This window comes from Rhizobium viscosum (genome assembly GCF_014873945.1).
Classification (GTDB): Bacteria; Pseudomonadota; Alphaproteobacteria; order Rhizobiales; family Rhizobiaceae; genus Rhizobium; species Rhizobium viscosum.
Genome location: NZ_JADBEC010000001.1, coordinates 823,109 through 845,489, shown reverse-complemented (window position 1 = coordinate 845,489; position 22,381 = coordinate 823,109). Strand labels below are relative to the sequence as shown.

General features: G+C 60.9%; 27 protein-coding genes. 14 read left to right on the top strand and 13 right to left on the bottom strand.

What is annotated here, in order from left to right:
• Positions 1-29 precede the first annotated feature (29 nt).
• Both H4W29_RS04315 and H4W29_RS04310 read right to left on the bottom strand, forming a co-directional pair.
• Positions 30-1,652: an MDR family MFS transporter gene (locus H4W29_RS04315; protein ID WP_192727826.1), complete on the bottom strand. Its 1,623-nt coding sequence runs from the start codon at positions 1,650-1,652 to the stop codon at positions 30-32.
• Between the two features lie 77 nt (positions 1,653-1,729).
• Complete coding sequence (locus tag H4W29_RS04310; RefSeq protein WP_192727825.1) at positions 1,730-2,944, bottom strand: HlyD family secretion protein; 1,215 nt, start codon at positions 2,942-2,944, stop codon at positions 1,730-1,732.
• Between the two features lie 137 nt (positions 2,945-3,081).
• Here H4W29_RS04310 and H4W29_RS04305 point away from each other — a divergent pair, with 137 nt between their 5' ends.
• Positions 3,082-3,984 carry a LysR family transcriptional regulator gene (locus H4W29_RS04305; RefSeq protein WP_192727824.1) on the top strand — a complete coding sequence of 301 codons (903 nt, stop codon included), beginning with the start codon at positions 3,082-3,084 and terminating at the stop codon, positions 3,982-3,984.
• Positions 3,985-4,083: 99 nt separating this feature from the next.
• On the opposite strand, the gene H4W29_RS04300 is transcribed toward H4W29_RS04305, so the two are convergent.
• Positions 4,084-5,313, bottom strand: coding sequence for an MFS transporter (locus tag H4W29_RS04300; RefSeq protein ID WP_192727823.1), 1,230 nt, complete (start codon positions 5,311-5,313; stop codon positions 4,084-4,086).
• Positions 5,314-5,500: 187 nt separating this feature from the next.
• On the opposite strand from H4W29_RS04300, the gene H4W29_RS04295 reads away from it, so the two are divergent.
• Positions 5,501-5,848, top strand: coding sequence for a nuclear transport factor 2 family protein (locus H4W29_RS04295; protein ID WP_192727822.1), 348 nt, complete (start codon positions 5,501-5,503; stop codon positions 5,846-5,848).
• Here the strand turns inward: H4W29_RS04295 and H4W29_RS04290 are convergent.
• The 3 genes from H4W29_RS04290 to H4W29_RS04280 all read right to left on the bottom strand — a co-directional run bounded on the left by H4W29_RS04290 (position 5,845) and on the right by H4W29_RS04280 (position 9,029).
• Entirely contained in the window at positions 5,845-6,576 is a 732-nt protein-coding gene (locus H4W29_RS04290) for a sulfite exporter TauE/SafE family protein (RefSeq protein WP_192727821.1), read from the bottom strand. The genes H4W29_RS04295 and H4W29_RS04290 overlap by 4 nt on opposite strands.
• A 71-nt stretch (positions 6,577-6,647) precedes the next feature.
• Positions 6,648-7,352: a class I SAM-dependent methyltransferase gene (locus H4W29_RS04285; protein ID WP_210332141.1), complete on the bottom strand. Its 705-nt coding sequence runs from the start codon at positions 7,350-7,352 to the stop codon at positions 6,648-6,650.
• Between the two features lie 135 nt (positions 7,353-7,487).
• Positions 7,488-9,029 carry a coiled-coil domain-containing protein gene (locus H4W29_RS04280; protein WP_246517117.1) on the bottom strand — a complete coding sequence of 514 codons (1,542 nt, stop codon included), beginning with the start codon at positions 9,027-9,029 and terminating at the stop codon, positions 7,488-7,490.
• 503 nt (positions 9,030-9,532) lie between these two features.
• On the opposite strand from H4W29_RS04280, the gene H4W29_RS04275 reads away from it, so the two are divergent.
• The 5 genes from H4W29_RS04275 to H4W29_RS04255 all read left to right on the top strand — a co-directional run bounded on the left by H4W29_RS04275 (position 9,533) and on the right by H4W29_RS04255 (position 12,216).
• On the top strand, positions 9,533-10,135 hold the full coding sequence (locus H4W29_RS04275; RefSeq protein WP_192727819.1) for a superoxide dismutase: 603 nt from the start codon (positions 9,533-9,535) through the stop codon (positions 10,133-10,135).
• Between the two features lie 157 nt (positions 10,136-10,292).
• Positions 10,293-10,616 (top strand): ArsR/SmtB family transcription factor, encoded by a 324-nt coding sequence (locus H4W29_RS04270; protein ID WP_192727818.1) that lies wholly within the window; start codon positions 10,293-10,295, stop codon positions 10,614-10,616.
• Positions 10,613-11,023 carry an SRPBCC family protein gene (locus H4W29_RS04265; RefSeq protein ID WP_192727817.1) on the top strand — a complete coding sequence of 137 codons (411 nt, stop codon included), beginning with the start codon at positions 10,613-10,615 and terminating at the stop codon, positions 11,021-11,023. The genes H4W29_RS04270 and H4W29_RS04265 overlap by 4 nt, the downstream gene beginning before the upstream one ends.
• Before the next feature lie 41 nt (positions 11,024-11,064).
• Entirely contained in the window at positions 11,065-11,286 is a 222-nt protein-coding gene (locus H4W29_RS04260; protein WP_192727816.1) for a hypothetical protein, read from the top strand.
• Between the two features lie 84 nt (positions 11,287-11,370).
• Positions 11,371-12,216, top strand: a complete 846-nt coding sequence (locus tag H4W29_RS04255; RefSeq protein WP_192727815.1) for a metallophosphoesterase — start codon at positions 11,371-11,373, stop codon at positions 12,214-12,216.
• On the opposite strand, the gene H4W29_RS04250 is transcribed toward H4W29_RS04255, so the two are convergent.
• Positions 12,213-13,127: an AraC family transcriptional regulator gene (locus H4W29_RS04250; RefSeq protein WP_192727814.1), complete on the bottom strand. Its 915-nt coding sequence runs from the start codon at positions 13,125-13,127 to the stop codon at positions 12,213-12,215. The genes H4W29_RS04255 and H4W29_RS04250 overlap by 4 nt on opposite strands.
• 158 nt (positions 13,128-13,285) lie before the next feature.
• Here H4W29_RS04250 and H4W29_RS04245 point away from each other — a divergent pair, with 158 nt between their 5' ends.
• The gene (locus H4W29_RS04245) at positions 13,286-14,056 is read left to right on the top strand and encodes an SDR family NAD(P)-dependent oxidoreductase (protein ID WP_192727813.1); all 771 of its coding nucleotides are present in this window, start codon (positions 13,286-13,288) and stop codon (positions 14,054-14,056) included.
• 37 nt (positions 14,057-14,093) lie between these two features.
• Here the strand turns inward: H4W29_RS04245 and H4W29_RS04240 are convergent, their stop codons facing one another.
• On the bottom strand, positions 14,094-14,795 hold the full coding sequence (locus H4W29_RS04240; RefSeq protein ID WP_192727812.1) for a helix-turn-helix transcriptional regulator: 702 nt from the start codon (positions 14,793-14,795) through the stop codon (positions 14,094-14,096).
• Between the two features lie 127 nt (positions 14,796-14,922).
• Between H4W29_RS04240 and H4W29_RS04235 the strand changes: the two genes are divergently transcribed.
• From H4W29_RS04235 to H4W29_RS04220, 4 genes are all read left to right on the top strand, one after another.
• Positions 14,923-15,558, top strand: a complete 636-nt coding sequence (locus tag H4W29_RS04235) for a LysE family translocator (RefSeq protein WP_192727811.1) — start codon at positions 14,923-14,925, stop codon at positions 15,556-15,558.
• 134 nt (positions 15,559-15,692) lie between these two features.
• A complete protein-coding gene (locus H4W29_RS04230; RefSeq protein WP_192727810.1) occupies positions 15,693-16,136 on the top strand; it encodes a c-type cytochrome in 444 nt (147 codons plus the stop codon).
• Positions 16,137-16,263: 127 nt separating this feature from the next.
• Entirely contained in the window at positions 16,264-17,178 is a 915-nt protein-coding gene (locus H4W29_RS04225) for a cytochrome c (protein ID WP_192727809.1), read from the top strand.
• Positions 17,179-17,217: 39 nt separating this feature from the next.
• Entirely contained in the window at positions 17,218-17,496 is a 279-nt protein-coding gene (locus tag H4W29_RS04220) for a hypothetical protein (RefSeq protein ID WP_192727808.1), read from the top strand.
• Positions 17,497-17,514: 18 nt separating this feature from the next.
• Here H4W29_RS04220 and H4W29_RS04215 read toward each other — a convergent pair whose 3' ends face one another.
• The 5 genes from H4W29_RS04215 to H4W29_RS04195 all read right to left on the bottom strand — a co-directional run bounded on the left by H4W29_RS04215 (position 17,515) and on the right by H4W29_RS04195 (position 20,942).
• Positions 17,515-18,093 carry a type 1 glutamine amidotransferase family protein gene (locus H4W29_RS04215; protein ID WP_192727807.1) on the bottom strand — a complete coding sequence of 193 codons (579 nt, stop codon included), beginning with the start codon at positions 18,091-18,093 and terminating at the stop codon, positions 17,515-17,517.
• A 40-nt stretch (positions 18,094-18,133) separates the two neighbouring features.
• The gene (locus H4W29_RS04210; protein WP_192727806.1) at positions 18,134-18,628 is read right to left on the bottom strand and encodes a GNAT family N-acetyltransferase; all 495 of its coding nucleotides are present in this window, start codon (positions 18,626-18,628) and stop codon (positions 18,134-18,136) included.
• 216 nt (positions 18,629-18,844) lie between these two features.
• Positions 18,845-19,390, bottom strand: a complete 546-nt coding sequence (locus H4W29_RS04205) for a redoxin family protein (RefSeq protein ID WP_192727805.1) — start codon at positions 19,388-19,390, stop codon at positions 18,845-18,847.
• A 152-nt stretch (positions 19,391-19,542) separates the two neighbouring features.
• Entirely contained in the window at positions 19,543-20,259 is a 717-nt protein-coding gene (locus H4W29_RS04200; protein WP_192727804.1) for a hypothetical protein, read from the bottom strand.
• Positions 20,260-20,300: 41 nt separating this feature from the next.
• Positions 20,301-20,942 (bottom strand): MarR family winged helix-turn-helix transcriptional regulator, encoded by a 642-nt coding sequence (locus tag H4W29_RS04195; protein WP_192727803.1) that lies wholly within the window; start codon positions 20,940-20,942, stop codon positions 20,301-20,303.
• A gap of 114 nt (positions 20,943-21,056) precedes the next feature.
• On the opposite strand from H4W29_RS04195, the gene dmeR reads away from it, so the two are divergent.
• Positions 21,057-21,329 carry a Ni(II)/Co(II)-sensing transcriptional repressor DmeR gene (gene dmeR, locus H4W29_RS04190; protein WP_007816163.1) on the top strand — a complete coding sequence of 91 codons (273 nt, stop codon included), beginning with the start codon at positions 21,057-21,059 and terminating at the stop codon, positions 21,327-21,329.
• 29 nt (positions 21,330-21,358) lie between these two features.
• Positions 21,359-22,318 (top strand): CDF family Co(II)/Ni(II) efflux transporter DmeF, encoded by a 960-nt coding sequence (gene dmeF / locus H4W29_RS04185; protein ID WP_192727802.1) that lies wholly within the window; start codon positions 21,359-21,361, stop codon positions 22,316-22,318.
• Positions 22,319-22,381 lie beyond the last annotated feature (63 nt).

Here is a 22,381-nt window from a genome sequence, read left to right as displayed (position 1 = left end):
ACAGGTGTTTCCTCCTTGTGGCGCGGTGCTCAGTGCGCGCCGCCGCCGGAGATCTGGCCGGGCTTTTTGAGAAGCAGGGTGGCAAGCAAGGCGATGACAAGGGCGATGCCGAGCAGGAAGAAAGTATCGCTGAAGGCCATGATATTGGCCTGTCTGCGCAGTTTCAGTGCGATGGCAACGACTGCCTTGTGCGTGGCAAGCGCCTGATCGCCGACGCCGTGGCTCATGAAGTAGCCGGTAAGCTTTGCAATGCGGTCGCGGGTGGCTTCCTCGAAGACGGAGACAGAATTGGTCAGGATATTCGAGTGGAACTGCTCGCGCTTCGAGAGGAAGGTCTGCAGCGAAGCGATGCCGACTGCGCCGCCGAGATTGCGCATCATGTTGAAAAGGGCGGAAGCGGAACCCGCATTCTCCTGTTCGATACCAGCAGTGGCAATCGCCGAGAGCGGTGTGAAGACCAGCGCCTGGCCGACGGCACGCACGACATTCGGCCAAAAGAGCTGGTCGCTCGCATAGTCGCCGGTCATGTGCACGTTCATGAAGTTCGAGGCGGCAAAGAGCGCAAAGCCGACGATGATCAGCAGGCGGATGTCGAAGCGCTTCATCAGGCGCGGCACCAGCGGGATCAGCACGAGCTGCGGAATGCCGGTCCAGGCGAGGACAAAGCCGATCTGTTCGGAATTGTAACCCTGGATGCGGGTCAGGTAGATCGGCAGCACGAAGACGGAGCCATAAAGCGCGATGCCCAGCAGGAAATTCGCAAGTATGCCGAAACCGAAATTGCGGCGGGCAAACAGACGCAGGTTCAAGAGCGGATGGGAAACCTTCAATTCGATGATCAGGAAGAGCGTCAGCGAGATGGCGGCGATAATGGAGAGGCGGACGATGAAATCGGAGCCGAACCAGTCTTCCTTGTTGCCTTCTTCCAGCACGGTCTGCAGTGCGGCGAGGCCGATCGCCATGGTGATGATGCCGGGCCAGTCGCCCTTGGCGAGCAGGCCGAGGTTCATCGGCGCACGGTCGAGCGAGGCCCAGAGCATGCCGACCATCAGCGCGCCGGGTACGAGATTGATATAGAAGATATATTCCCAGCCCCAGTTTTCGGTAAAATAGCCGCCGATGGTCGGACCGATCGCCGGAGCGAAGGTGGCCGACAGCGCAAAGAGCGCAAGGCCGATCGGCTGCTTCGGCTTGGGCAGGAGCGTGATGATGATGGTGAAGGCCATCGGGATCAGCACGCCGCCGGTGAAGCCCTGGATCGCACGCAGGATGATCATTTGCTGCAGATTGACAGCAAAGGCGCAGGCGACCGAAAAGACCAGGAAAAGGATGGCGTTGACCAGCAGGTAGTTGCGCACCGAAAAGACGCGCGCAAGCCAGGCGCTGAGCGGAATGACGACAATCTCGGCGATCAGGTAGGAGGTCGAGATCCAGCCGCCATCGTCGGTGCCGGCGCCGATGGCGCCCTGGATGTCCGCAAGCGAAGCATTGACGATCTGGATGTTGAGGATCGCCATGAAGGCGCCGAGCGTCGAGCCGACGACGGCTGTCCACATGCGAAGCGGGCTCATGGCAGGTTTGGCAGCGGGGACGGCCGCAGCGGCGGGACGCGCGACCGAATTGCTGTTTGCGGCGATCTGAAGCGTAGCCATGACTTATCTCCTTCCGGCTCTGCGGAAAACTCTCTCACGACGCTGTTCGGGTGATAATTGACGAAGAAACGGAAGGATCATCCAGCAGGAGTGGATAATCCTTCCGCCGCGGCCGCGGAGGTCTGAGCGGCCTTGGTATCGACTTCGGGGATAACCGACATGCCCGAGCGCAGCAGGCCGGCAAGGCGTTCGTCGTCGATGACGATCTTGACCGGGATGCGCTGGACGATCTTGGTGAAGTTGCCCGTAGCATTGTCGGGCGGCAGCAGCGAGAATTCGAGGCCGCTTGCCGGCGAGACGCTGTCGACATGGCCCTTGATCGCGACATCAGGGAAGCTGTCGACCCTGATCTCGACCATCTGGCCGGGGCGCACGAAGGTCAGCTGCGTTTCCTTGAAATTGGCAACGACATAGACCGCATGCAGCGGCACGACCGCCATCAGTTGCGTACCCGAGGTGACATACTGGCCGACGCGGATCGAGCGGGCGCCGACCGTGCCGTCAACGGCCGCGACAATCTCAGTATAGGAGAGGTTGAGCTCGGCCTGGCCGGCGGCGGCAACGGCGCGGTCGCGCTGGGCGAGCGCCTGTTCGCGCTGCGTCTGCAGCACCGGCACCTTGTTCTCGGCGGCAACCACAGCGGCCTGATCGCGCTCGACGGCGGCGGCGGCCTGATCCTTCTGCGACTGGCTCTGTTCGGCGCGGGACTGCGTGCCGGCGCCGTTGGTGATCAGCCGGCTGGCGCGCTCGGCATCGGACTGGGCGAAGACAAGCGAAGCCCGTGAGGCATCGAGCGTTGCGTGTGCCTGTGCGATGATCGACTGTTGCAGCGAAATCTGGGCGTCGAGATTAGTAACGGCGGCTTCGGCCGCCTTCACCTCCGCCTTGGCCTGCGAGAGCGCTGCCTGGAAATCGCGGTCGTCGATGCGGGCGAGAACCTGCCCAGCCTTGACGGTATCGTTGTCGTTGACGAGCACTTCCTTGATATAGCCGGCAACCTTCGGCGCGATGGTCGTGTAGTCCGCCTTCACATAGGCATCGTCGGTGGATTCGATGAAGCGGCCGACCGTCCAGTAGCGATAGCCGAAATCGCCTGCGAAGGCGGCACCGGCAAGCAGGGCTGCAGCGATAACGGTGCGCTTGATGAGCTTGCGGCCGGGCTTTTTCGGAGTTTCCGCGGCCGCTGCGGCTGCAGCCATTGCTTCTGCAGCTGGTGCTGCAGCTTCGGCGGTAGGGCCGATCCCACCCTGCTGGGCATTCTTGAAAGCATCGTTGCGGGGCAGTTCAACCATTGTCCTTCTCCATTCGTCTTGGCCTCGTCCGTGCGAAGCCATGTTCGATGCGTTGAAGATGGACCCAGCAGTGCTTTCTGATAATCTGCTGTTTTCCGGAAGGATCATCAACTCTCAGCGGATAATCGAGGAACAATATGGATCGGCTGACCAGCCTCACAGTCTTCGGTCGGGTGGTGGAGTGCGGCGGTTTTTCAGCGGCAGCAAGACGCCTCAACATGTCCGTCACCATGGTGGGTAACCATGTGCAATCATTGGAAGATCGCCTCGGCGTGCGGCTCCTGAACCGTACGACTCGCAAAGTGAGCCTGACCGAAACAGGCAAATATTATTACGAGCGCTCGTCGCAGATCCTGGCCGACCTGGAGGAAGCGGACCGCGCTGCCGGTGCACTGAGTTCCACGCCGCGCGGCACGCTGAGATTCTACACGAGCAGCGCCATCGTCCGCTTCCTGCTGCCTGTCATCAACGAGTTCATGACGCTTTATCCGGCCGTGCAGATCGATTTCAGTATCGGCGAGCGGTCGGTGGATATGATCGAGGATGGTTATGATCTGGTGATCCGCACGACGCCGTCGCCGGATTCGAGCCTCGTTGCGCGCAAGCTGACGCCATGGCGGCATTTCCTCGTCTGCTCGCCGGATTATCTGAAAACTCACGCCATGCCGACGACACCGGCTGAAGTCGCCGAGCACAATTGCCTGCAATACGCTTATTATCCCTTTGGCGAAGAATGGCGTTTCGAGGATGCCGAGGGACGGCAGGAGAGCGTCAAGGTGGGCGGCAGCATCATTTCCAACAGCGCGGAGACTCTGCGTTATCTGGTGCTGAATGGGCAGGGCATCTTCCTCGCCCCAAGCTTCGTCGTGTCAGAGGATCTGGAGGCCGGCCGCATGGTGCAGATGATGCCGGATTATCGCGGGGTCGAGATCCATATCAACGCCGTCTATCCGAACCGCAGCCATCTTCCGACCAAGGTGCGGCTATTCCTTGACATGCTGGTGGATCGCTTCGCCGAACACCGCAAATGGATGGCATGAAAGCGTTCGCTGCGACTGTTAATCCCGCCGGCACGGACGGGTCGATGATAGTCCTGGCGAAATCGGGGCGTCGATATGATCTGCCGAAAAGCATGAGGCTCAGCCTTCCTCGTCCTTCGTCCGCACCAACCATGTGAAGGCCGCACCCGCGAGCAGCAGGACGCTGGTACCGAGAAAGACAGCCGGCATGCCGATATGCCCGCCGACGAAGCCGCCGAGAACAGGCCCGGCGACCTGTCCCACATACTGCGAAGAGATGGACAGCCCAAGAATGCTGCCGGCAGCACTATCAGGCACACTATGCCGGATGACCGCGGTGATGCAGGGCAACAGCCCGCCGAGCGCCAGGCCCATCAGGAAGCGCAGGCCGATCAGCTGCCACGAGGCGGTTACGAAGGCTTGCGGTATGAGCAGCAGTCCGGCAACCGCGAGCGCGCCGGCAATGACCGGCCAGTGGCCGATCCGGTCTGCGAGCTTGCCGAGCCGCGAGGCCGAGAGGATGCTGCCGAGCGCTGCCGCCGACATGACAATGCCGGCCGCCATCGTCACCTGTCCCTGATCGGGGACGAGCTGCGCCACATAGACGGTGATGATCGGCTCGATCGACATATTGGCGAGCATCAGCAGCAGCCCGGTCGCGAGCATCGCGACGACAGGCCCCTTGTCGGGAATGGATTTCCAGCCGCCGGACGCCTTGGCCGCCTGTTTGCGGACCGCCGACTTCTCCTCCTTGATCAGAAAAGTCGTCGCCAGGAAGGCGAGGAAGATCATGCCGCCGGCCGCCAGAAACGTGCCGCGGATGCCGATAATGGGCGGCAGCGCTCCACCGATCAGCGGACCGACGAGATTGCCGGCCATGATTCCGGATGAGAGCACGCCGAGCGCCCAGGCGGACCGGTCTTTCGGCGTCTGTGTCGCCACCAGCACCATCGAGCCCGAGGCATAACCGCCCGCCAGGCCGACGAAAAGGCGCAGCGCCACGAGTTGCCAGACGCTGCCGGCCATGCCCATCAGCGAGATGGCGATCGTCATGCCGAGGCTTGCGCGCACCAGCATCAGCTTGCGTCCATAGATGTCGCCGAGCCGGCCCCAGAGCGGTGCCACGCATGCGGCGGCAAAGAAGGTCGCGCCATAGGCGATGCCAGACCACTGCACGATCGCCGCATGCTCGCTCACGCCAAGCTCTTCCACGTAAAGCGGAAGGAAGGGAAGCAGCAGCGTCATTGCAACGATGGTCGTGAACGAGCCAAGGAGCGAGATGACGAGATTGCGTTTCCAGTAAGCGGAGCCGGGCGCCACCTCTGCGGCGTCCCATTGCGTGTCGGTCATTGCGGATCTTCTTCGGTACAGTCTGGCTAGCGCCAAGATGAGGCGACCCTCACTTTACGCACTACACTGAGGGCTGCCAAGGACGGATTCCACCCGATCAGACCTGCTGGCAGCGGAAAGCCCTTGAATATCCCGATTTCGCCTCTAGCTGATTGCAATATGCAATCGGTAATATCGAGGAGCAGACATGAGCAACAGAAACGAACACCGCGCCCAGATGCTGCGCGATCTCTATGCAGCCTATATTGATCACCGCAAGGATATTGTCAGCGCGATGCTGACCGAGGATTTTACCTTTTCCAGTCCGCAGGATGATCATATCGACCGCGCCGCCTATTTCGAGCGCTGCTGGCCGAACGAGCCGGCGCTAAGCGCCTTCGACATCGAGTTCCTGGCGGTTCAGGGGGATGACGGGGTCGTGCGTTACCGCGCCGAAATGACCAACGGCAAAGCCTTCCGCAACATGGAGAGCTTTCGTTTCGCCGGTGACAGGATAGCCTCTGTCGATGTCTATTTCGGCCGCAACACGGCTTAGAAGAACCGCAGGAGCGATGTCGCGATAATGACGATCGAAACTGCGATCATCAGCGGTTTCACCGGCAGCCGCTTGACGAGGATTGCCCCGAAGGGTGCAGCGATCACGCCGCCGATGATCAGACCTACCGCAGAGCCAAGCTCCGACCAGCCTAGCGCCAGCATGAAGGTGATCGAAATGATCAGCGTCACCGCGAATTCGGTGAAATTGGTCGATCCGATCACCCGCTTCGGATCATGGCCGCGGCCGACCAGCGAACTGGTAACGATCGGTCCCCATCCGCCGCCGCCGATCGCATCCAACACGCCGCCGCAAAGCCCAACGGGCGGCACCATCCAGTCGCGGACATCGCGCTTCGGTGTCGGGTGGAAGGCTTTCCAGAGGATCACGAGACCGATGGCGATCAGATAGGCCGAAACGAAGGGCTCAATGACCTTGCCATCGACATTGGCAAGCAGGAAGGCGCCGGACGCCCCGCCGATCATGCCGGCGGGTGCGAGCCGCGCCACGAGCTTCCAGTCGACATTGCGGTGCCAGACATGAGAAATGCCTGATGCGGCCGTCGTGAACATCTCCGTCACATGCGTCATCGCGCTGGCATTGGCGACCGGCACGCCGAGCGCAAGCAGGCTGGACGTCGAGAGCACGCCGAAGGCCATGCCGAGCGCGCCATCGACGATCTGCGCGCAGAAACCGACGATGATGAAGAGGAAGAAATCGGTGCTCATGAAAATCCTTGGCGAACAAAGGGCCGAGCGAAGGCAAGACTGAAACAGTTAAGGGCGGAAAAAGTTTCGTCTCAAGCGTCAGGCGAGCGCCGTTTCAGGCGGATGACCTTGAAGAAGCCGTTCGGGAAAACCGGCAATATTTCAATGGCATCGAAACCGCTCTTGCGCGCCCAGTCGGTGATCTGGCTGATCCGGAAAGACGAGCTCCAGCCGATCCGCCGCGCAAGCGGGGCCACTGCCTCCTCGATCGCTCCCTGCAGCCCTGCACCGTCGCCGAGCTTACTGGCCAGGATGATCTCGCCGCCCGGCCGCAAAACGCGGGCGCATTCATCGAGCGCCCGTTCCGGCTCGGGAATGAGCGTGATGACGAAAGGCAGGCAGACAGCATCGAAAGACTGGTCCTCGAAGGCGAGTGCATGGGCGTCCATCACCTGCAATTGCCGGATATGGAAGAGCTTCTGCCTGATGACCTTTTCCCGTGCTCTGGCGATCATATGCTCGGAAATGTCGATGCCTGTCACCCGGGATCGCCGGGGATAGTAGGGGAGCACCAGCCCGGTGCCGACGCCGATTTCCAGAATGTCCGTACCGGCGTCAGCCGCAAGCCGCGCCAGCGTGCGATGCCCGTCGCGCAGGAGACCGCGATAGACCTGGTCATAGACCGGTGCCCAGCGCTGATAGATCTTCTGCTGGTCTTCCGCCTGATTTTGACCTTGTCCCCGATTTCGAACTTGTCCCCGATTTCGAACTTGTCCCCGATTTCGAACTTGTCCCATGAGAGCGCCTCCTCCAGACCCTGCCTTCAAACTCGTAAAGGCAGGCTCTGGTTCCGGCGACTGGGCAAAGGATCTGTCAGATGTACTGTTTTCGCCTTCGGCGGAAAGTTCTCTTCCCGCCGAAGAGCGCTTCGATCACTCCGCCGGCGTGCGCAGATTGGTTTCGATGGCGGCGAGTTCGTCATTGATCGAGCCGGCGACAATGCCGTTGCCGCGCAGCGACTTGTTGGAAATGTCGATCATCGGCGCGAAGGTAGCGGCCGGCATCCGGACCTCCTCCTTCACGGGCTCTTCGACGGGCAGGGCGTCTGCGAGGCTCGGGCGATCGCCGCGAGCCACTTCGAGCTGGCCGCTGAGGATGGCGCGTTCGGCGCGGAGCTGGCGGATTTCCGACTTGGCGATTTCGAGGCTCGTCCGCAGCTGGCTGATTTCGTAGCGGTCCGTATCGAGGCGCGTATCCAGATCGTGCTTGAAGGCTTCGATCTCGCGGTCGCGCTTGCTGCGCTGGCTTTCGGCCTCGCGCAGCTTCATCACCAGATCGTTGCTGTGGGCAGCGAGCTCGCGGCGTGCCGCTTCGCTTTCCGTGCCGTTGAGGCGAACGCGGTTGAGTTCGTCGGTCATCCGCTCCAGGCGCGCCAGCGCCGTGGCGAGTTCGCCCTTCGTACGCTTCAGTTCCGCGCGGGTCGACTGCAGCTCCTCGTCCGTCATCTTGTTGCGGCTGTTGGCGGTCGACAGCAGCTTCTCGACGAGCTCGGATTTCGAGCCGATCGCCTCGTGCTTGGTGCGCAGGTTTGCGAGTTCGAGCGTCGAGGAGGTTTCCAGCGTTTCGAATTCGGCTTCCAGGCGGCGATAGCGCTCCTCGGAAGCGGCGAGATCCTGCTTCAGGTTGGCGACGGAGGACTGCAGGCCGCGCGTCAGCGCCTCGTACTCCGAAAGATTGGTCTTGAGGTGGCTGCGCTCTTCGTTGAGGCGGGCGATTTCTCGAAGCTGGATGCTGTTTTCGCGACGCGAGCTTTCGGCGAGCAACTGATGGGCCGTGGTTTCCAGCTCAAGCTTCTCGCGGGTGCTCGCGAGTTCCCGGCTGCGCGCATCATGATCCTGTTGCGTGCGGCGAAGCTGTGCGGAAACCTCGTCGAACTGCAGCGCCCGGTCGCGGATCTCGCGCTCGGCATCGATCAGTCGCGCCTCGACGACGGTGAATTCTTCCCGCGTCAGCTCGTGCACGCCCTGCAGCTTCACCAGTTCTTCGCGGTAAGTGCCAGCCTCGACGCGAAGCTGGCTGCCGTCGAGCGTCAGTTCCTTGTTGTCGGCCGTCAGGCGCTGGTTTTCCTGATCGGCCTTTCGCCGCGCATTGCTCTCATAGTCGAGCAGCGAGCTCAAACGCGAACATTCGGCCCTTAGTGCGCCCGTTTCGTTGAGCGAGTGGCTGTGCGCGCCGAGCAGCGAGGAGACCCGTTCCTGCAGCGATGTCAGGCTGACCAGCAGCTCTTCGGAGGACTGCTTGTTCTCCTCGATTGCCGTGCCGAAAGCCTGGAAATCATCGACTTCCGAAACGCTGTACTGGACCGGCGGCCGATCCACCAGAGCTGTCTGCTCGGTGACGGATGGTAGCTGGCGATGGCTGGATACTCTCAAACCCGACTTGACGGGTTCTTCATTACGACGAAAAAAGCTCATGACCATCACACGCCCCGAAGTTGATGTCAGAAGTCCCTGAAATGATTTATGCAATGCTAATTAAGTGATTCCTATCAAAAGTTGCGCTAACGCTCTTTGATAGCCCTGGATTGCATCTAAGACGCGCTACCCATCGCCTGTCAAAAGCGCCCAAAAGAAATTAACAGTTTTTTATTGAAATATCGGCTGTCTCCCCTAAACGCGGCTACGGATACGAGCGTGCCTCATTTTCCAGGCGCGATAACCGGAATGTGAGCGTCGCGAGGAGAGGGATTTTATTCCTTTGCATGCCAGTCCTCGTCATCTCGTCACGCTGCTTTCATATCCCGGAAAGCGCAACATCCCCCGGTGATTTATGCGCGCGGAGAGAGCTCGTGACGAGAGGCAAATTTTCCTCGAAGCGGTTGTTTTTTGATAATTCGCCGGTTGCCTCTCAATGCTTCCCCTCCTATGTTCCGCCTCACCTGCCGATGACGCAATCTATTGCCAAGAGGAGATCTGATATGGCTTTCGAATTGCCTGAACTTCCCTATGACTACGAAGCCCTTGCTCCCTTCATGTCGAAGGAGACGCTGGAGTTCCACCACGACAAGCACCACAAGGCTTATGTCGACAACGGCAACAAGCTTGCAGCGGAAGCCGGCCTCGCCGATCTCTCCCTGGAAGAGGTCGTCAAGAAGTCCTTCGGCACCAATGCCGGCCTGTTCAACAATGCTGCTCAGCACTACAACCACATCCATTTCTGGAAGTGGATGAAGAAGGGCGGCGGCGGCAACAAGCTGCCGGGCAAGCTCGAAGCTGCCTTCAACTCCGATCTCGGCGGCTATGACAAGTTCAAGGCCGATTTCGCCAATGCCGGCGCCACCCAGTTCGGCTCGGGCTGGGCCTGGGTTTCCGTCAAGAACGGCAAGCTCGAAATCTCCAAGACCCCGAATGGCGAAAACCCGCTCGTTCACGGGGCCACCCCGATCCTCGGCGTCGACGTCTGGGAACACTCCTACTACATCGACTACCGGAACGCCCGTCCGAAGTACCTCGAAGCCTTCGTCGACAGCCTCATCAACTGGGACTACGTCCTCGAGCGCTACGAAGCGGCAACGAAGTAAGCACTTCCGAACACCTGATTTTCAGCACCCGGCGCTGCAAGCGCCGGGTGTTTTCGTTTCTGCTTCGGTTTTCCTTCAATCCATTGTCAAATACGGCTTGACTTATCCATACCCGATTGGCTATCGATTATTCATAGCCAATCGGGTATGAATTAAGATGTCTGACACCCAAGATGCGCTTTTCAGGGCGCTTTCCGATCCGACCCGTCGAGGCATCTTCGAGCGCCTGTGTCGTGAAGGTGAGAAGACAGTCGGCGCCCTGACGGCTCGCGCCGGTGTTTCTCAGCCGGTTGTTTCGAAACATCTGGCAGTGCTCAAGACTGCCGGCCTTGTCCGCGACCGCCACGAGGGTCGCCAGACGCATTACAGCGCCGAGATCAAGGCTCTTGCCCCTCTGGCGGACTGGACGACGGAGATGGCCGGCTTCTGGGAGAGCCGGTTCGACGCTTTGGAAGATTTGCTCAAAAGGATGGACCAATGAACGACACCGCAACCGAGATCCGCTCCGTCATCGTCGAGCGGGAGATCGCCTTCCCGCCGGAAAAGATCTGGCGCGCGCTCACCCAACCGCATCTGATCCAGGAATGGCTGATGAAAAACGACTTCAAGCTCGTTCCGGACCATCGTTTCAAGCTCACCGCCGAGTGGGGCTCCGTCGACTGCCGGGTATTGGAAATCGAGCCGAACAGGACGCTTGCCTATACCTGGGATGCCTACGGCCTCGAAAGTACCGTCACCTGGACCCTGACACCCATCGGCTCGGGCACGCATCTGCGCATGGAACAAGCCGGCTTCCGTCCGGATCAGGAACAGGCCTACCAGGGCGCCAAGTTCGGCTGGCAGCGCTTCTTCGAAAATCTGGAACAGGTGCTGGCGCGCGCCGACTGATCCAGGACGAACGGCGTCTGATTGTCTAAGGAGGAAGAATAATGAACTGGAACAAGGCGATCCGTCAGCTTCACCGTTGGCTGTCCATCATCTTCACGATGACTGTCATTGCCAATTTCGCCGCCATGGCGGTGGGCACCCCGCCTGCCTTTGTGGTCTACTCGCCGCTACCACCGCTTTTCCTGCTTTTGTTCAGTGGCCTCTACATGTTCGCATTGCCCTATTTTACGGGCCGGCGTGAGCAGGCATCAGCCGCAACCTGAGGCATCGCAAGGGCTTCTTATCGAAATGCCGCGACTGGCAGCGCCGTCACATCGCTGTCATTCGCGGCCTCTACATCACGCCGCATGTCATCAGCCGATCTTCCCCTTTTCCGCTTCGGCATCATCGCCGATCCGCAATATGCTGCCCTCGAACCGCAGGTCGAGATGGGGCGCTATTACGCCAACGGCTTGGCCAAGGTCGGTGCCGCCATCGAGACCTTCAACGGCGAGGAACTGAGCTTCGTCATGACGCTCGGCGATATCATCGACCGCGATTTCAAGAGCTTCGACGATATCCTGCCGGTCTATGACGCGATGCATCACGAAGCGTTCTTCCTGCTCGGCAATCACGATTTCGGAGTCGCCCCCGAGCATCTGGAAAAGGTCGTGGAACGGGTCGGCATGCCGGCACCCTATTACAGCTTCCGGCGCCACGGTTTCCGCTTCATCGCGCTCAACGGCAATGAGGTTAGCACCTTCGCGCCGCCGAAAGACCATCCCCACCGTGCGCTTGGCCGTGAGCGTCTGGCGGCTCTGCGGGCAGCCGGCGCCGATAACGCGCATGAGTGGAACGCATCGCTGAGCGACGAACAATTCGCCTGGCTGGCGGGCGAGATTGAACAGGCGAAGGCCGCAGGCGAGAAGGTGATCGTCATGAATCACTTCCCCGTCTATCCACCCTGCGAACACGACATGTGGGACCGCGAGCGCATTGTCGAGCTTCTGTCCTCGCAGGAAAACGTCGTCGCCTATCTCAACGGCCATAACCATGTCGGCAATTACGGCAAGGTTGCCGGCTGCCACTTCGTCAATTTCAAGGGCGTGGTCGATACCGAGAGCGAAAACACCTTCGCCATCATCGATGTCCACGCTGATAGGATGGAAATCCGCGGTTTCGGCCGCGAGGATAGCCGCACGCTCAACTACTAAGCTACTTCCGTTGCGATCCCCGCTGGCTGTGCCCGATGCTCCTGCGCGTCCTTCTTCGGCGGCGTGCCGAACATGCGCGAATATTCGCGGCTGAACTGCGAGGCACTTTCATAGCCTACCTGATAGGCGGCATTGGCAGCGTTGATGCCATCGGCCACCATCAGCCGCCGCGCCTCCAGAAGCCGCAACTGCTTCTGATATTGCAGCGGGCTCATAGAGGTCAGCATCTTGAAATGCTGGTGGAAGGAGGAAGGGCTCATTCGCGCTGCCGCTGCAAGCTGCTCCACGCGCACGGGCGCCGTGAAATTATCGCGCAAGATATGGATGGCATCGGCCACACGCCGTGTCCGGCTGCCGGGCAGCGCCAGCTTGCAGATCTCGCTGCCGTTTTCGCCGGAGAGCAGCCAGAAGCTGATCTCGCGCAGGATCGACTGTCGCAGGATCGGGATAGATTTCGGCGTGCCGAGCATGCGCATCAGCCGCAGGATGCAATCCTGCAGCTCCGTTCCGAAATTCTGGACGAAAACTCCCGGACCGCCGTCCCCCGATGGCTTCGGCGGAGCTTCCATCGCCTCCAGAACCTCGCGCAGAATGGTGACGTCGAGCTCCAGCGTCAGCGCGATCATCGGCCGCTCCGGGCTTGCCTCGATCACCTGGCCGAAGGCCGGCATCTCGACACTGATGACAAGCGACTGCATGGCACTATAGGTGAAAAGCCGTTCTCCGAACATGATCTGCTTGGCGCCATCGACGATGATGCAAAGCGCCGGCTTGTAGATCGCCGGCTTCGGCATGGTGAGCGTGGAAGAGCGCATCAGATAGAAGCCGGGCAGGGCGGTCGCATAGAGCCCGTCGCCGCCGCCATGGCTGTCCATATATTGGGTGAGCGCTGTCTTGATTTCATTGGACATCGTCATTCTCCGGATGGCGGCCTTGCCCGCCATCTTACTCCGTCGACGGGAGGCGACAACCTGTCTGGAGGAATAGGCAAGAAGTTCGAGGCTTTCGGCATTCAAGAAAAGGGGTGTCAGGACCTAGATTCCAGTCATTCGAACAAGGTGTAACCGAGATGACCGATCAGAACACGAATTCGAAAATCGCAATCGTCACCGGCGGCAGCCGCGGTCTTGGCCGCAACACCGTCGTCAGTCTCGCCCATGATGGCGTCGACGTGATCTTCACCTACAATTCCAACCGCGCCGAGGCCGACAAGGTCGTCGCCGAAATCGAAGCGCTCGGCCGCAAGGCCGCCGCCCTGCAGCTCGATACTGGCAATGTCGCCACCTTCGATGCTTTCGTGGACAATGTCCGCTCGATACTGAAAGGCTGGGGCCGCGAGCGTTTCAACTTCCTCGTCAACAATGCCGGCACCAGCTACCACGCCTCGATAACAGAGACGACCGAGGAGGAAATGGACAAGCTCTACAATATCCATTTCAAGGGCGTCTTCTTCCTGACGCAGAAGCTGCTGCCTGTCATTGCCGATGGCGGCCGCATCGTCAATCTCTCCAGCGGCCTTGCCCGCGTCGCCGTCCCGGGCTCTTCGGCTTACGGTTCGCTGAAGGGCGCCGTCGAGGTGCTGACGCGCTACATGGCCAATGAGCTCGGCGCCCGCGGCATTGCCGTCAACACCGTCGCACCGGGCGCAATCGCCACCGATTTCAGTGGCGGCATGGTGCGCGACAATCCGGAGATCAACCGCAGGGTTGCTTCAATGACGGCGCTTGGCCGCGTCGGCGTGCCTGACGATATCGGCCCGATGATCGCCTCGCTGCTGACGGAGGCCAACCGCTGGGTCAACGCCCAGCGCATCGAGGTTTCCGGCGGCATGGCGCTCTGATTGCCCCTTCTCTAGACGGAAGGATCAGTGAGCTACCTTAGGCGTTGGCCGCGAGAGGCTTTTCCGTCCAACTCTCGGTCCATAGCGCGCGCAAGCCGTCGCCTTCACCCTTGAAGAAGACGTCGGCCTCGGCACAGGCCTCCACCCGGTCGCTGCGAAAGTTGCGGATCGCCTGCCTGAGTTCGCACCAGGCGACGATATTGGCGGTCTGGGAATAATAGATCAGTGCAATCGGGCGGATCATTCGCTCGGTCGCGCGTCCCATTTCGTCGCGATAGGAGAGCGCGAGCTTGCGCTCGTCACGGATCGCCCTGCGCACGATGGCAAGGTCCAAACCGGCAGGGGCGGGCGCTACCGTGCCCCAGGCATAGAGTGCCTTGTTTTCCATCGCCTGTCGCAGCGGCGGCGGCACCGCGCCGGCGAGCTTCTGGTTGACGCGCCGGGCGGCGAGCTTCAGCTCTTCGTCGCCGGTGCGCTCCAAAAGCGCCAGCGACAGCACGATCGCTTCCGTCTCCTCGATCGAAAACATCAGAGGCGGCAGGTCGAAACCCGGCCGCATAATGTAGCCGATGCCGCGCCCGCCTTCGATCGGCACCCGCATTGCCTGCAGAGCGGCGATATCGCGGTAGATCGAGCGGACCGTCACTTCAAGCTTCCCGGCCATGATGGCCGCAGTCATCGGCTTCTTCGCCAGCCGCAATATCTGGATAATCTCGAAAAGCCTGGAGGCCTTGCGCATTTGCCGCCCTTTCTCCAACGCTCCTGACAATACACTGTCAGTTGGGCTGCCGTATAGAGCTGTCTATCGAATTGAAATTCAATGCGCTTCCTCAAAAGCGTGACTGAAAGCGGGACGGACAACTGACATGGATTATCACCAAAGCCTCTGGCTCTACTTCACCCTTCTCTTCGGCATCATCATCGTGCCCGGCATGGACATGCTTTTCGTGCTCGCCAACTCGCTGACGGGCGGCACCAAACGCGGGCTGGCCGCCACCAGCGGCATCATGTTCGGCGGGGCGGTGCATTCTGCCTATGGCGCGGCGGGGGTGGGCATTCTCGTTGCCATGCTGCCTGGTGTCTTCAACCTGCTGCTCTTTGCCGGCGTCGCCTATATGATCTGGATCGGCATTTCGCTGATGAAGAGCTCGATCAAAGTCGAGGCGGTCGGCCCCGGCACGGCGCGCTCCACCTGGAAGGCGTTCCGGCAGGGGGCAGTCACCTGCCTCGTCAATCCCAAGGCCTACATCTTCGTACTGGCCGTTTATCCGCAGTTCATAAAGCCGGAATATGGGCCGATCTGGCTGCAGGGGCTGATCATGGGCATCATGACCGTGCTCACACAGCTTGCCGTCTACGGTAGCCTTGCCATGACGGCTGGCCGCAGCCGAGACCTCCTGGTGTCCAATCCGAATACGACCGCCGTCATCGGCCGTCTCGCGGGCCTGCTGCTTGTCGTCATTTCCGCGATAAGCCTCTGGCAGGGGTGGAAGACGGCCTGATCCTGTCTATGTTTATCACGTTGTTTTTATGAGGATCCGGCCAAACGTGACTATGCGGCCACATGGATTTTGTCATGATCGCGGTGCAGATTGCCCTCGGCCGGCTTCGCCGGCGGAACAATGGAGAGAGAATAATGAATTGGAAAGCAGTAGCGGCGGCTGTGGCGTTCGCCGGCATTGCCCTCGGTTCGGCCATGGCTGTCGACGGCACGCATGACGCACGCATTGGAATGATGAAACAGATCGGTGGTGCCGCAGGCGCGTTGTCCGCCATCGCCAAGGGCACCAAGCCCTATGATGCGGATGCCGTCAAGGCGGCGCTGACGACGATCGCCACCACGGCGAAGGCCTTCCCGGACCAGTTCAAGCCAGGCACCGAGACGGGCGACGAGGAAGCAAGCCCGAAGATCTGGGAAAACATGGATGACTTCAAGGCACGCGCCGCGAAGCTGTCTACCGACGCCGAAACCGTGCTCGCCCAGCTTCCGGCTGATGCTGCCGGCGTCGGCGCGGCGCTGAACACCCTCGGCGGCAATTGCGGTGGCTGTCATCAGCTCTATCGCATCAAGAAGGACTAGGCGATAGAGCTATTCTCCCATGATCCCGTAATCCGCACCGGCTCTTGCCGCCGGTGCGGATCGCTTTATTCTCCTTGGCAGTGGGCCGGGGAACGCCCTGAACATTGATAGCAAGGAGAGGCGGCGCATGGTCCGCAGGTTCATCCGCTTTGTGCTCTGTCTCATCGGCGTCGGCGTGATCGGCGGCGCAGTTTTCTATTTCGTAACCGCGCCGGATCCGCTGCCGGAAAGCCACTGGGCCAATCTCGGCGCGCCTGATGTCGCGAATGGTGAAAAGGTTTTCTGGGCCGGCGGCTGCGTCAGCTGTCATGCCACGCCCGGCGCGCAAGGCGATGCGAAACTCACGCTGGCCGGCGGCCTCGCCCTGAAGAGCCCCTTCGGCACCTTCCATGTGCCCAATATTTCCCCGGATGAGCAGGTCGGCATCGGCCGCTGGACGCTCGCTCAGTTCGGCAATGCCATGAAGCGCGGCGTCGGCCCCAACGGGCAGCATCTCTACCCGTCCTTCCCCTATGGTTCCTACACGCGCATGAGCGACAAGGACGTCAACGATCTCTTCGCCTATCTGAAAACGCTGCCGAAGAGCAGCAACGTTGCCCCGCCGCACGAATTGCCGTTCCCCTTCAACATCCGCCTGGCGCTTGGCGGCTGGAAGCTCCTCTATTTCAACGACCAGCCGCGCGTCGTGCTTGCCAATGCCGATGATAAGGTGAAGCGTGGCCAGTATCTGGTCGAGGGCCTCGGCCATTGCGGCGAATGCCACACCCCACGCGATTTCCTCGGTGGCTTCGTCCGCGACCAATGGCTCGCCGGCGCGCCGAACCCGGAAGGCAAGGGCCGCATACCCGATATTACGCCGGGCTCTAAGAGTGTCGGCTCCTGGAGCGAGGCTGATATCACCAACTACCTGCAAACCGGCTTCACCCCCGATTTCGACTCCGCCGGCGGTCAGATGGTGGACGTGCAGCAGAACATCGCCCATCTGCCGCAGTCCGATATCGAGGCGATCTCCGCCTATCTGAAGGCGGTTCCAAGCAAGTAGCGTCTGCCTGGGGCAAGCGCCGCAGGCCACACTGCCACCATGAAGAACCCGACCCTTGAGGAAACAGACGCCGCGATTGCTCACATGCAGGACCGGCTGGCCGCGCGCAATGCCGTTCTAGCGCGCTGGTTTTCCGATACGCTGGCTGTCATGGAGGCAAAAATCGCGAGCCGCCTCGATGATCCCGGCGATCTGGCACAGGCAAGGGCTGCGGCCTTTCTGTTCGTAAAGAGGGCGCTTCACCAATGGGCGACCCGCCCGGTGCATGAAGTGGCGCCCGGAGACAGCCTGCCGAAAGAGGTTCGACGGCTCAAATGATTGGCATGCTTGGGGCGTTCAGGCCGCCTTCGGCTGATGCTCCGCACCAAAGATCTGCACATAGGTGTCGAGCTCTTCGCTGCCGAAGCCGAGCGCCCGGTAGATCTCTGCGGTAAAGGTAATCGGCGCCGAACCCGGCGCAGTGACGATCATGCCGGAGCGAACCGCCTGCGGTCCCTCACGGTAATGCGCCTGGCCATGATAGCCCTCGGCGCTGGCGAGGAAGTCGGGGGCGTTGCTGGTATGGGCAACCTGATCAAGAGCACCGGCACGCGCCAGCGCCAGCGTCCCGCCGCAGATCGCAGCGGTGAGCTTGCCGCGCGCGATGAAGTCGTTGATCACAGGCGAAAGGTCGGGCGTCTTTTCCGTCTCCCAGATCGTGCCGCCGCAGATGACCAGCGCATCGAAAGCGTCACCATGCAGGTTCTCGGCTACCGCATCGGGTGCCACCCGCATGCCGCCCATGGAGCGCACTTCCGCGCCGCCGGGACTTGCCGTCACCACGTCGAAGCCGAAATGGGTGCGGGCGGAGGCAGCAAGCTGCCCCACTTCCCAGTCCGCGAAGCCTTCGGTCAGAACCACCGCCAGTCGGGTCATGCTTTCCTCCCTTGCAAGATGGCCGAGCGGCTGGAGCCACTCACGACAGAGCCTGCATATAGCGCATGCCGGTGACCGGGCGAGGGGTGAAATCCATCTGTTCGTAGAAACGATGAGCCTTGAGATTGCCGGTCGCGGCACTCACGGAGAGGTAATCGCAGCCTGCAATGCGCGCCGTTTCCCGGGCGCGGTCGACGAGAAGCTGACCTGTGCCATGGCCGCGATGGCCGTCGCGCACGAAAAGGTGATGCAGATCCATGCCGCGCTTGCCTTCCTGTGCCCTGTAGAGCGGAACGAGAATGGCGTAGCCGATCAGCCCGTCGCTACCGTCAGCGACGAGGGCCGAAATCCATGGCGTCGGGCCGAAGAGATCGCGCTCGAGCTGTTCCGGCGTCGAGGCCGATATGTCGCCATGATGGGCAGCAAGCAGGCCGATCATTTCGTGGAGTTCGCAGATGTCGCGGGGTTTTGCAGCGCGGATCGTCACCACCGGCGGGCGCATGAGCGATATTTCGCTGTCTTCGATTTCAAGCATGGTCTTCGCGTCCTTTTTACGTTTATGCCGCCAGGACGCTGCCGATACAACAAAGCCGCCTGACGGCGGCTTGTTGACATTGTGATCTGTCTCGGCCGCCCTTTACAGGTACAGCCAAAAATACGAGCGGTTATGGTGCGCGTTCTTGATCATGCGCCATAGATTCTCCGAAACCGCCTATTTGTCAATGGCAGTTTGGCCTCAGATCGGAGGCGATCAGGCGGCACCTGCTGGCGCGGCACAGATACCTGCCACACAGCCCTCTGCATTTTCATCTGGTGTCGCCGCCGGAACGGGTGCTGCAAGCGCCATGCCGATGCGAGCACCAAGCGCGATATCGTCCTCGACGCCGAATGCATGATGCAGGATCGCACCGTCACGGCCGATCAGCACGGAGGAGGGCGTGCCCCTGAAACCATAGCGGCGCATCGTCACCGGTATGTCGGACTGCCCGTCGGCCTGATCGACACCGATGGGCGAGGTCAGCCGGTATTCGTGAATGAAAGCCTTGAGCACGGTTGGCGTCATCGCCTCGTGATGTTCGAAGACCGTGTGCAGGCCGATGACCTGGAGATCCGTGTTGGCGAAGATGCGCTCGATGCGGCGCACCTGCGGCAGGCTTTCAGCCACGCAGCCCGGGCAAAGCAATTGGAAACTGTGCAGGAAGATCACCTTGCCGCGCAGTCCGGCGATGGAGAACGGCCGCGGTGTGTTTAACCATTGGCTGACCGAAAGTTCCGGTGCGAGTGTCAGGTCGGACATGTCGAAATCCTTGATCTTTGGGCAGGTGCTTGCGTCATCAGTTGCATCCGGGGCGGAAAGCAATAAACCTGCCTGGTGTTTTCTCTTCTCTATTTGCCTGGAGAGAGGAAAGAGCCGGTCCGGCGATGGCAGTCGACGGACCGGCGACCCGCTCACTTCTCAGGCATGACCTTACCCGGCAGGCTGAGATTGCCGGAGGCGACCTTGAAGACATTGTCGACGCAAAGCAGCGGTGCATGCAGGTTGCCGTTGACCTTCAGCCCTGCCGTCACGCCATCATAGGATGCGCTGGTAATGCCGCCGAGCAGTGACAGCGGGATGGCGACATCGACGCGGTCGCCCTTCAGCACCGTCGGATAATCCGGGCTGTCGATCAGCAGCGGAACGCCCGGCCACGTGGCGGGAAGTTTCGGCTTGGCGCCGTCAGGGATGTCGGTCACCTTCAATCCGCCGGCGCAGGCCTTATCCTCGTTGAGCACGACCCAGTGCGGATGCCAGACATCGCGGTTCTTGCCCTTATAGGCCGCGTCGTCGAAGTCCGGATGAAACGTGACGGCCAGCGCCACGATGCCCTGATCTCTGTCGAAGCCGATATCGCCGCTGTTGAGCGATGTCGGCCAGACATAGGCATAGACGCCGGAGCCCTCGAACTTGCCGGTCGCTGCGGGTTTCTCAGCGCCGGCTTCACCGCGTACGCGGGTCGAGAAGATCGCCTTGTCGCCCTTGGTGACGATTTCGGTTTCGATGATGTCGAACGAGGCTTTCACGCCTTCGGACGGTTCGGCCGTAACGGGATGGGCCACAGCTGAGCCGAGCCAAAGCGATAGCGTTCCGGCGATGGCTGCGCCGGTGATCAACTGCCTTAACATTTTGAGTTTCCTTCTCTTTCTATGTTGCCTGGAGAGTGCGCCTATCCTTTTTCAAATGCGTCCCAGGTGGCAGCCCGGGTTGCTGGATCGGCGGTTTCATGGTCGCGGCAGTCGATGCGCAGTTCATTTCTGCCGAAGGCCGCGTTCACGAAATTGCAGTGGTGCGGTTTGGCCGCACCGGAATGCTGGTAGGGACGGAAGTAACGACAGCTCGTGCACATCCGCTGGATTGGTATGGCATCTGCCTCCTGCAGATGCCGGATCATCTTGACGAGCGACAGCAGCAGGCCTTCCTGCTCGCCTGGGGAAAGCGAGCGGGCTGCTTCCATCGCTGCCGTTTCGATCGGCGAAACGGAGCCGAATGCCGCCTTTCCCTCCGCCGTGATGTGGATCGCGGTGGCACGTTTGTCGCCGGGAGCACTCGCCTTGGCGACGAGCCCCTTGCGCTCCAGTGCCGCAATCGAATCCGTCGCCGTCGGCTGCGAGACGCCGAGATGCGCCGCAATCTCCTTCACCCGCGCACTATCGCGGCCGGCGAGGAATTCGAGGATCGCTAGCTGCGTCGGCTTCAGCCCGGCCTTTTCGGCCTTCGACCATTCGTCGCTGCGCATCGCGATCGCGATGCGAGTCAGGCCTTCGCTGATGCGGTTGTCGATCGAGGTGGGGTCTTTAGGCGTTTCCATGCGTTTAATATATAGGAGTCCTATCTAATTTCAAGGACTGCTGCGCTGTATTGCCGCTTTCGTTTTTCGAGGAGATAATATAGGATACCCCCCTATCCTACATCAGAGACTTCGATGTCCCATACGACCCATCAGAAGAAGAAACTCATTGCCCGCGTCAGCCGTATCCGCGGGCAGCTCGAGGCGGTCGAACGCGCACTGGAGGGCGAACGTCCCTGTGGCGAGATTCTTCAGCTTCTCGCCTCCGTGCGCGGCGCGCTGACGGGTCTCACGGGCGAGGTGCTGGACGACCATCTGCACGAACATGTGCTGCATGCCGCCGACGAGAAGGCGAGGGCTGAGGCGGTCGAGGAGATATCGGAAGTATTGCGAACCTATATCCGCTAAGCCGGATCGATATCGATAAGGAGCTGGTAATGAGTGCCGGAACGAATAGCTACGGACATGAGCACGTCTTCCTGGGACAGGACCATGCCCGCAACGAACGCCGCATCTGGCTTGTGATCGCGCTGACGGCAGTCATGATGGTGGTCGAGATCGGCGCCGGCACGATCTACGGCTCGATGGCGCTGGTCGCCGACGGCTGGCATATGTCCACCCATGCCAGCGCGTTGCTCATTTCTGCGCTCGCCTATCTCTTCGCCCGCAAGCAGGCCCGCAATCCGCGCTTCACGTTCGGCACCGGCAAGCTCGGCGATCTCGCCGGTTTTGCAAGTGCCATCATTTTGGCGATGATCGCGCTGCTGATGGGCTGGGAAAGTTTCCTGCGCATTATGTCGCCCGTGCCGATCAGCTTCAGCCAGGCGATTGCGGTGGCCGTCATCGGTCTTGCCGTCAACCTCGTCAGTGCCTGGCTCCTCAGTGGTGGCGGCCACGACCACCACCATCACGGTCATGGGCATGATCACCATCACGATCATCATCATGCCCATGGCCATGATCACCATGGTCATGCGGACAACAATATCCGCTCCGCCTATATGCACGTCATCGCCGACGCGCTGACCTCGGTGCTTGCCATCGCCGCGCTCACCTTCGGCAGCCTCTATGGCTGGCTTTGGCTTGATCCGCTGATGGGCATTGTCGGCGCTCTGATCATCGCGCAATGGGCCTGGGGGCTGATGAAATCGTCAGGCGCCGTGCTGCTCGACGTGCTCTCGGAAGGAGAAACGCTGCCGGAAGAAATCCGCGGAGCGATCGAAGGCGACGGCGACCGCATCACCGATCTTCATGTCTGGCAGGTCGGTCCCGGCCACCATGCCGCGATTGTCGCGGTGCTGACGCCGCAGCCGCGCGATACCGCCTTCTACAAGGAAAGACTCGCGAGCCTGGACGAGTTGTCGCATGTGACCGTGGAGGTCACACGCGCTGCCTGATCCTGCCAAAAAGCCGAGATGCCGCCGCAATCGGGCCTTACGCCTGTGATCCTGATTCCCCGG

What these genes read in the sequence shown, in the direction of transcription:
- H4W29_RS04315 (WP_192727826.1), bottom strand. Translation starts at nt 1,652, where the DNA reads ATGGCTACGCTTCAGATCGCCGCAAACAGCAATTCGGTCGCGCGTCCC.
- H4W29_RS04310 (WP_192727825.1), bottom strand. Translation starts at nt 2,944, where the DNA reads ATGGTTGAACTGCCCCGCAACGATGCTTTCAAGAATGCCCAGCAGGGT.
- H4W29_RS04305 (WP_192727824.1), top strand. Translation starts at nt 3,082, where the DNA reads ATGGATCGGCTGACCAGCCTCACAGTCTTCGGTCGGGTGGTGGAGTGC.
- H4W29_RS04300 (WP_192727823.1), bottom strand. Translation starts at nt 5,313, where the DNA reads ATGACCGACACGCAATGGGACGCCGCAGAGGTGGCGCCCGGCTCCGCT.
- H4W29_RS04295 (WP_192727822.1), top strand. Translation starts at nt 5,501, where the DNA reads ATGAGCAACAGAAACGAACACCGCGCCCAGATGCTGCGCGATCTCTAT.
- H4W29_RS04290 (WP_192727821.1), bottom strand. Translation starts at nt 6,576, where the DNA reads ATGAGCACCGATTTCTTCCTCTTCATCATCGTCGGTTTCTGCGCGCAG.
- H4W29_RS04285 (WP_210332141.1), bottom strand. Translation starts at nt 7,352, where the DNA reads ATGGGACAAGTTCGAAATCGGGGACAAGTTCGAAATCGGGGACAAGTT.
- H4W29_RS04280 (WP_246517117.1), bottom strand. Translation starts at nt 9,029, where the DNA reads ATGAGCTTTTTTCGTCGTAATGAAGAACCCGTCAAGTCGGGTTTGAGA.
- H4W29_RS04275 (WP_192727819.1), top strand. Translation starts at nt 9,533, where the DNA reads ATGGCTTTCGAATTGCCTGAACTTCCCTATGACTACGAAGCCCTTGCT.
- H4W29_RS04270 (WP_192727818.1), top strand. Translation starts at nt 10,293, where the DNA reads ATGTCTGACACCCAAGATGCGCTTTTCAGGGCGCTTTCCGATCCGACC.
- H4W29_RS04265 (WP_192727817.1), top strand. Translation starts at nt 10,613, where the DNA reads ATGAACGACACCGCAACCGAGATCCGCTCCGTCATCGTCGAGCGGGAG.
- H4W29_RS04260 (WP_192727816.1), top strand. Translation starts at nt 11,065, where the DNA reads ATGAACTGGAACAAGGCGATCCGTCAGCTTCACCGTTGGCTGTCCATC.
- H4W29_RS04255 (WP_192727815.1), top strand. Translation starts at nt 11,371, where the DNA reads ATGTCATCAGCCGATCTTCCCCTTTTCCGCTTCGGCATCATCGCCGAT.
- H4W29_RS04250 (WP_192727814.1), bottom strand. Translation starts at nt 13,127, where the DNA reads ATGTCCAATGAAATCAAGACAGCGCTCACCCAATATATGGACAGCCAT.
- H4W29_RS04245 (WP_192727813.1), top strand. Translation starts at nt 13,286, where the DNA reads ATGACCGATCAGAACACGAATTCGAAAATCGCAATCGTCACCGGCGGC.
- H4W29_RS04240 (WP_192727812.1), bottom strand. Translation starts at nt 14,795, where the DNA reads ATGCGCAAGGCCTCCAGGCTTTTCGAGATTATCCAGATATTGCGGCTG.
- H4W29_RS04235 (WP_192727811.1), top strand. Translation starts at nt 14,923, where the DNA reads ATGGATTATCACCAAAGCCTCTGGCTCTACTTCACCCTTCTCTTCGGC.
- H4W29_RS04230 (WP_192727810.1), top strand. Translation starts at nt 15,693, where the DNA reads ATGAATTGGAAAGCAGTAGCGGCGGCTGTGGCGTTCGCCGGCATTGCC.
- H4W29_RS04225 (WP_192727809.1), top strand. Translation starts at nt 16,264, where the DNA reads ATGGTCCGCAGGTTCATCCGCTTTGTGCTCTGTCTCATCGGCGTCGGC.
- H4W29_RS04220 (WP_192727808.1), top strand. Translation starts at nt 17,218, where the DNA reads ATGAAGAACCCGACCCTTGAGGAAACAGACGCCGCGATTGCTCACATG.
- H4W29_RS04215 (WP_192727807.1), bottom strand. Translation starts at nt 18,093, where the DNA reads ATGACCCGACTGGCGGTGGTTCTGACCGAAGGCTTCGCGGACTGGGAA.
- H4W29_RS04210 (WP_192727806.1), bottom strand. Translation starts at nt 18,628, where the DNA reads ATGCTTGAAATCGAAGACAGCGAAATATCGCTCATGCGCCCGCCGGTG.
- H4W29_RS04205 (WP_192727805.1), bottom strand. Translation starts at nt 19,390, where the DNA reads ATGTCCGACCTGACACTCGCACCGGAACTTTCGGTCAGCCAATGGTTA.
- H4W29_RS04200 (WP_192727804.1), bottom strand. Translation starts at nt 20,259, where the DNA reads ATGTTAAGGCAGTTGATCACCGGCGCAGCCATCGCCGGAACGCTATCG.
- H4W29_RS04195 (WP_192727803.1), bottom strand. Translation starts at nt 20,942, where the DNA reads ATGGAAACGCCTAAAGACCCCACCTCGATCGACAACCGCATCAGCGAA.
- dmeR (WP_007816163.1), top strand. Translation starts at nt 21,057, where the DNA reads ATGTCCCATACGACCCATCAGAAGAAGAAACTCATTGCCCGCGTCAGC.
- dmeF (WP_192727802.1), top strand. Translation starts at nt 21,359, where the DNA reads ATGAGTGCCGGAACGAATAGCTACGGACATGAGCACGTCTTCCTGGGA.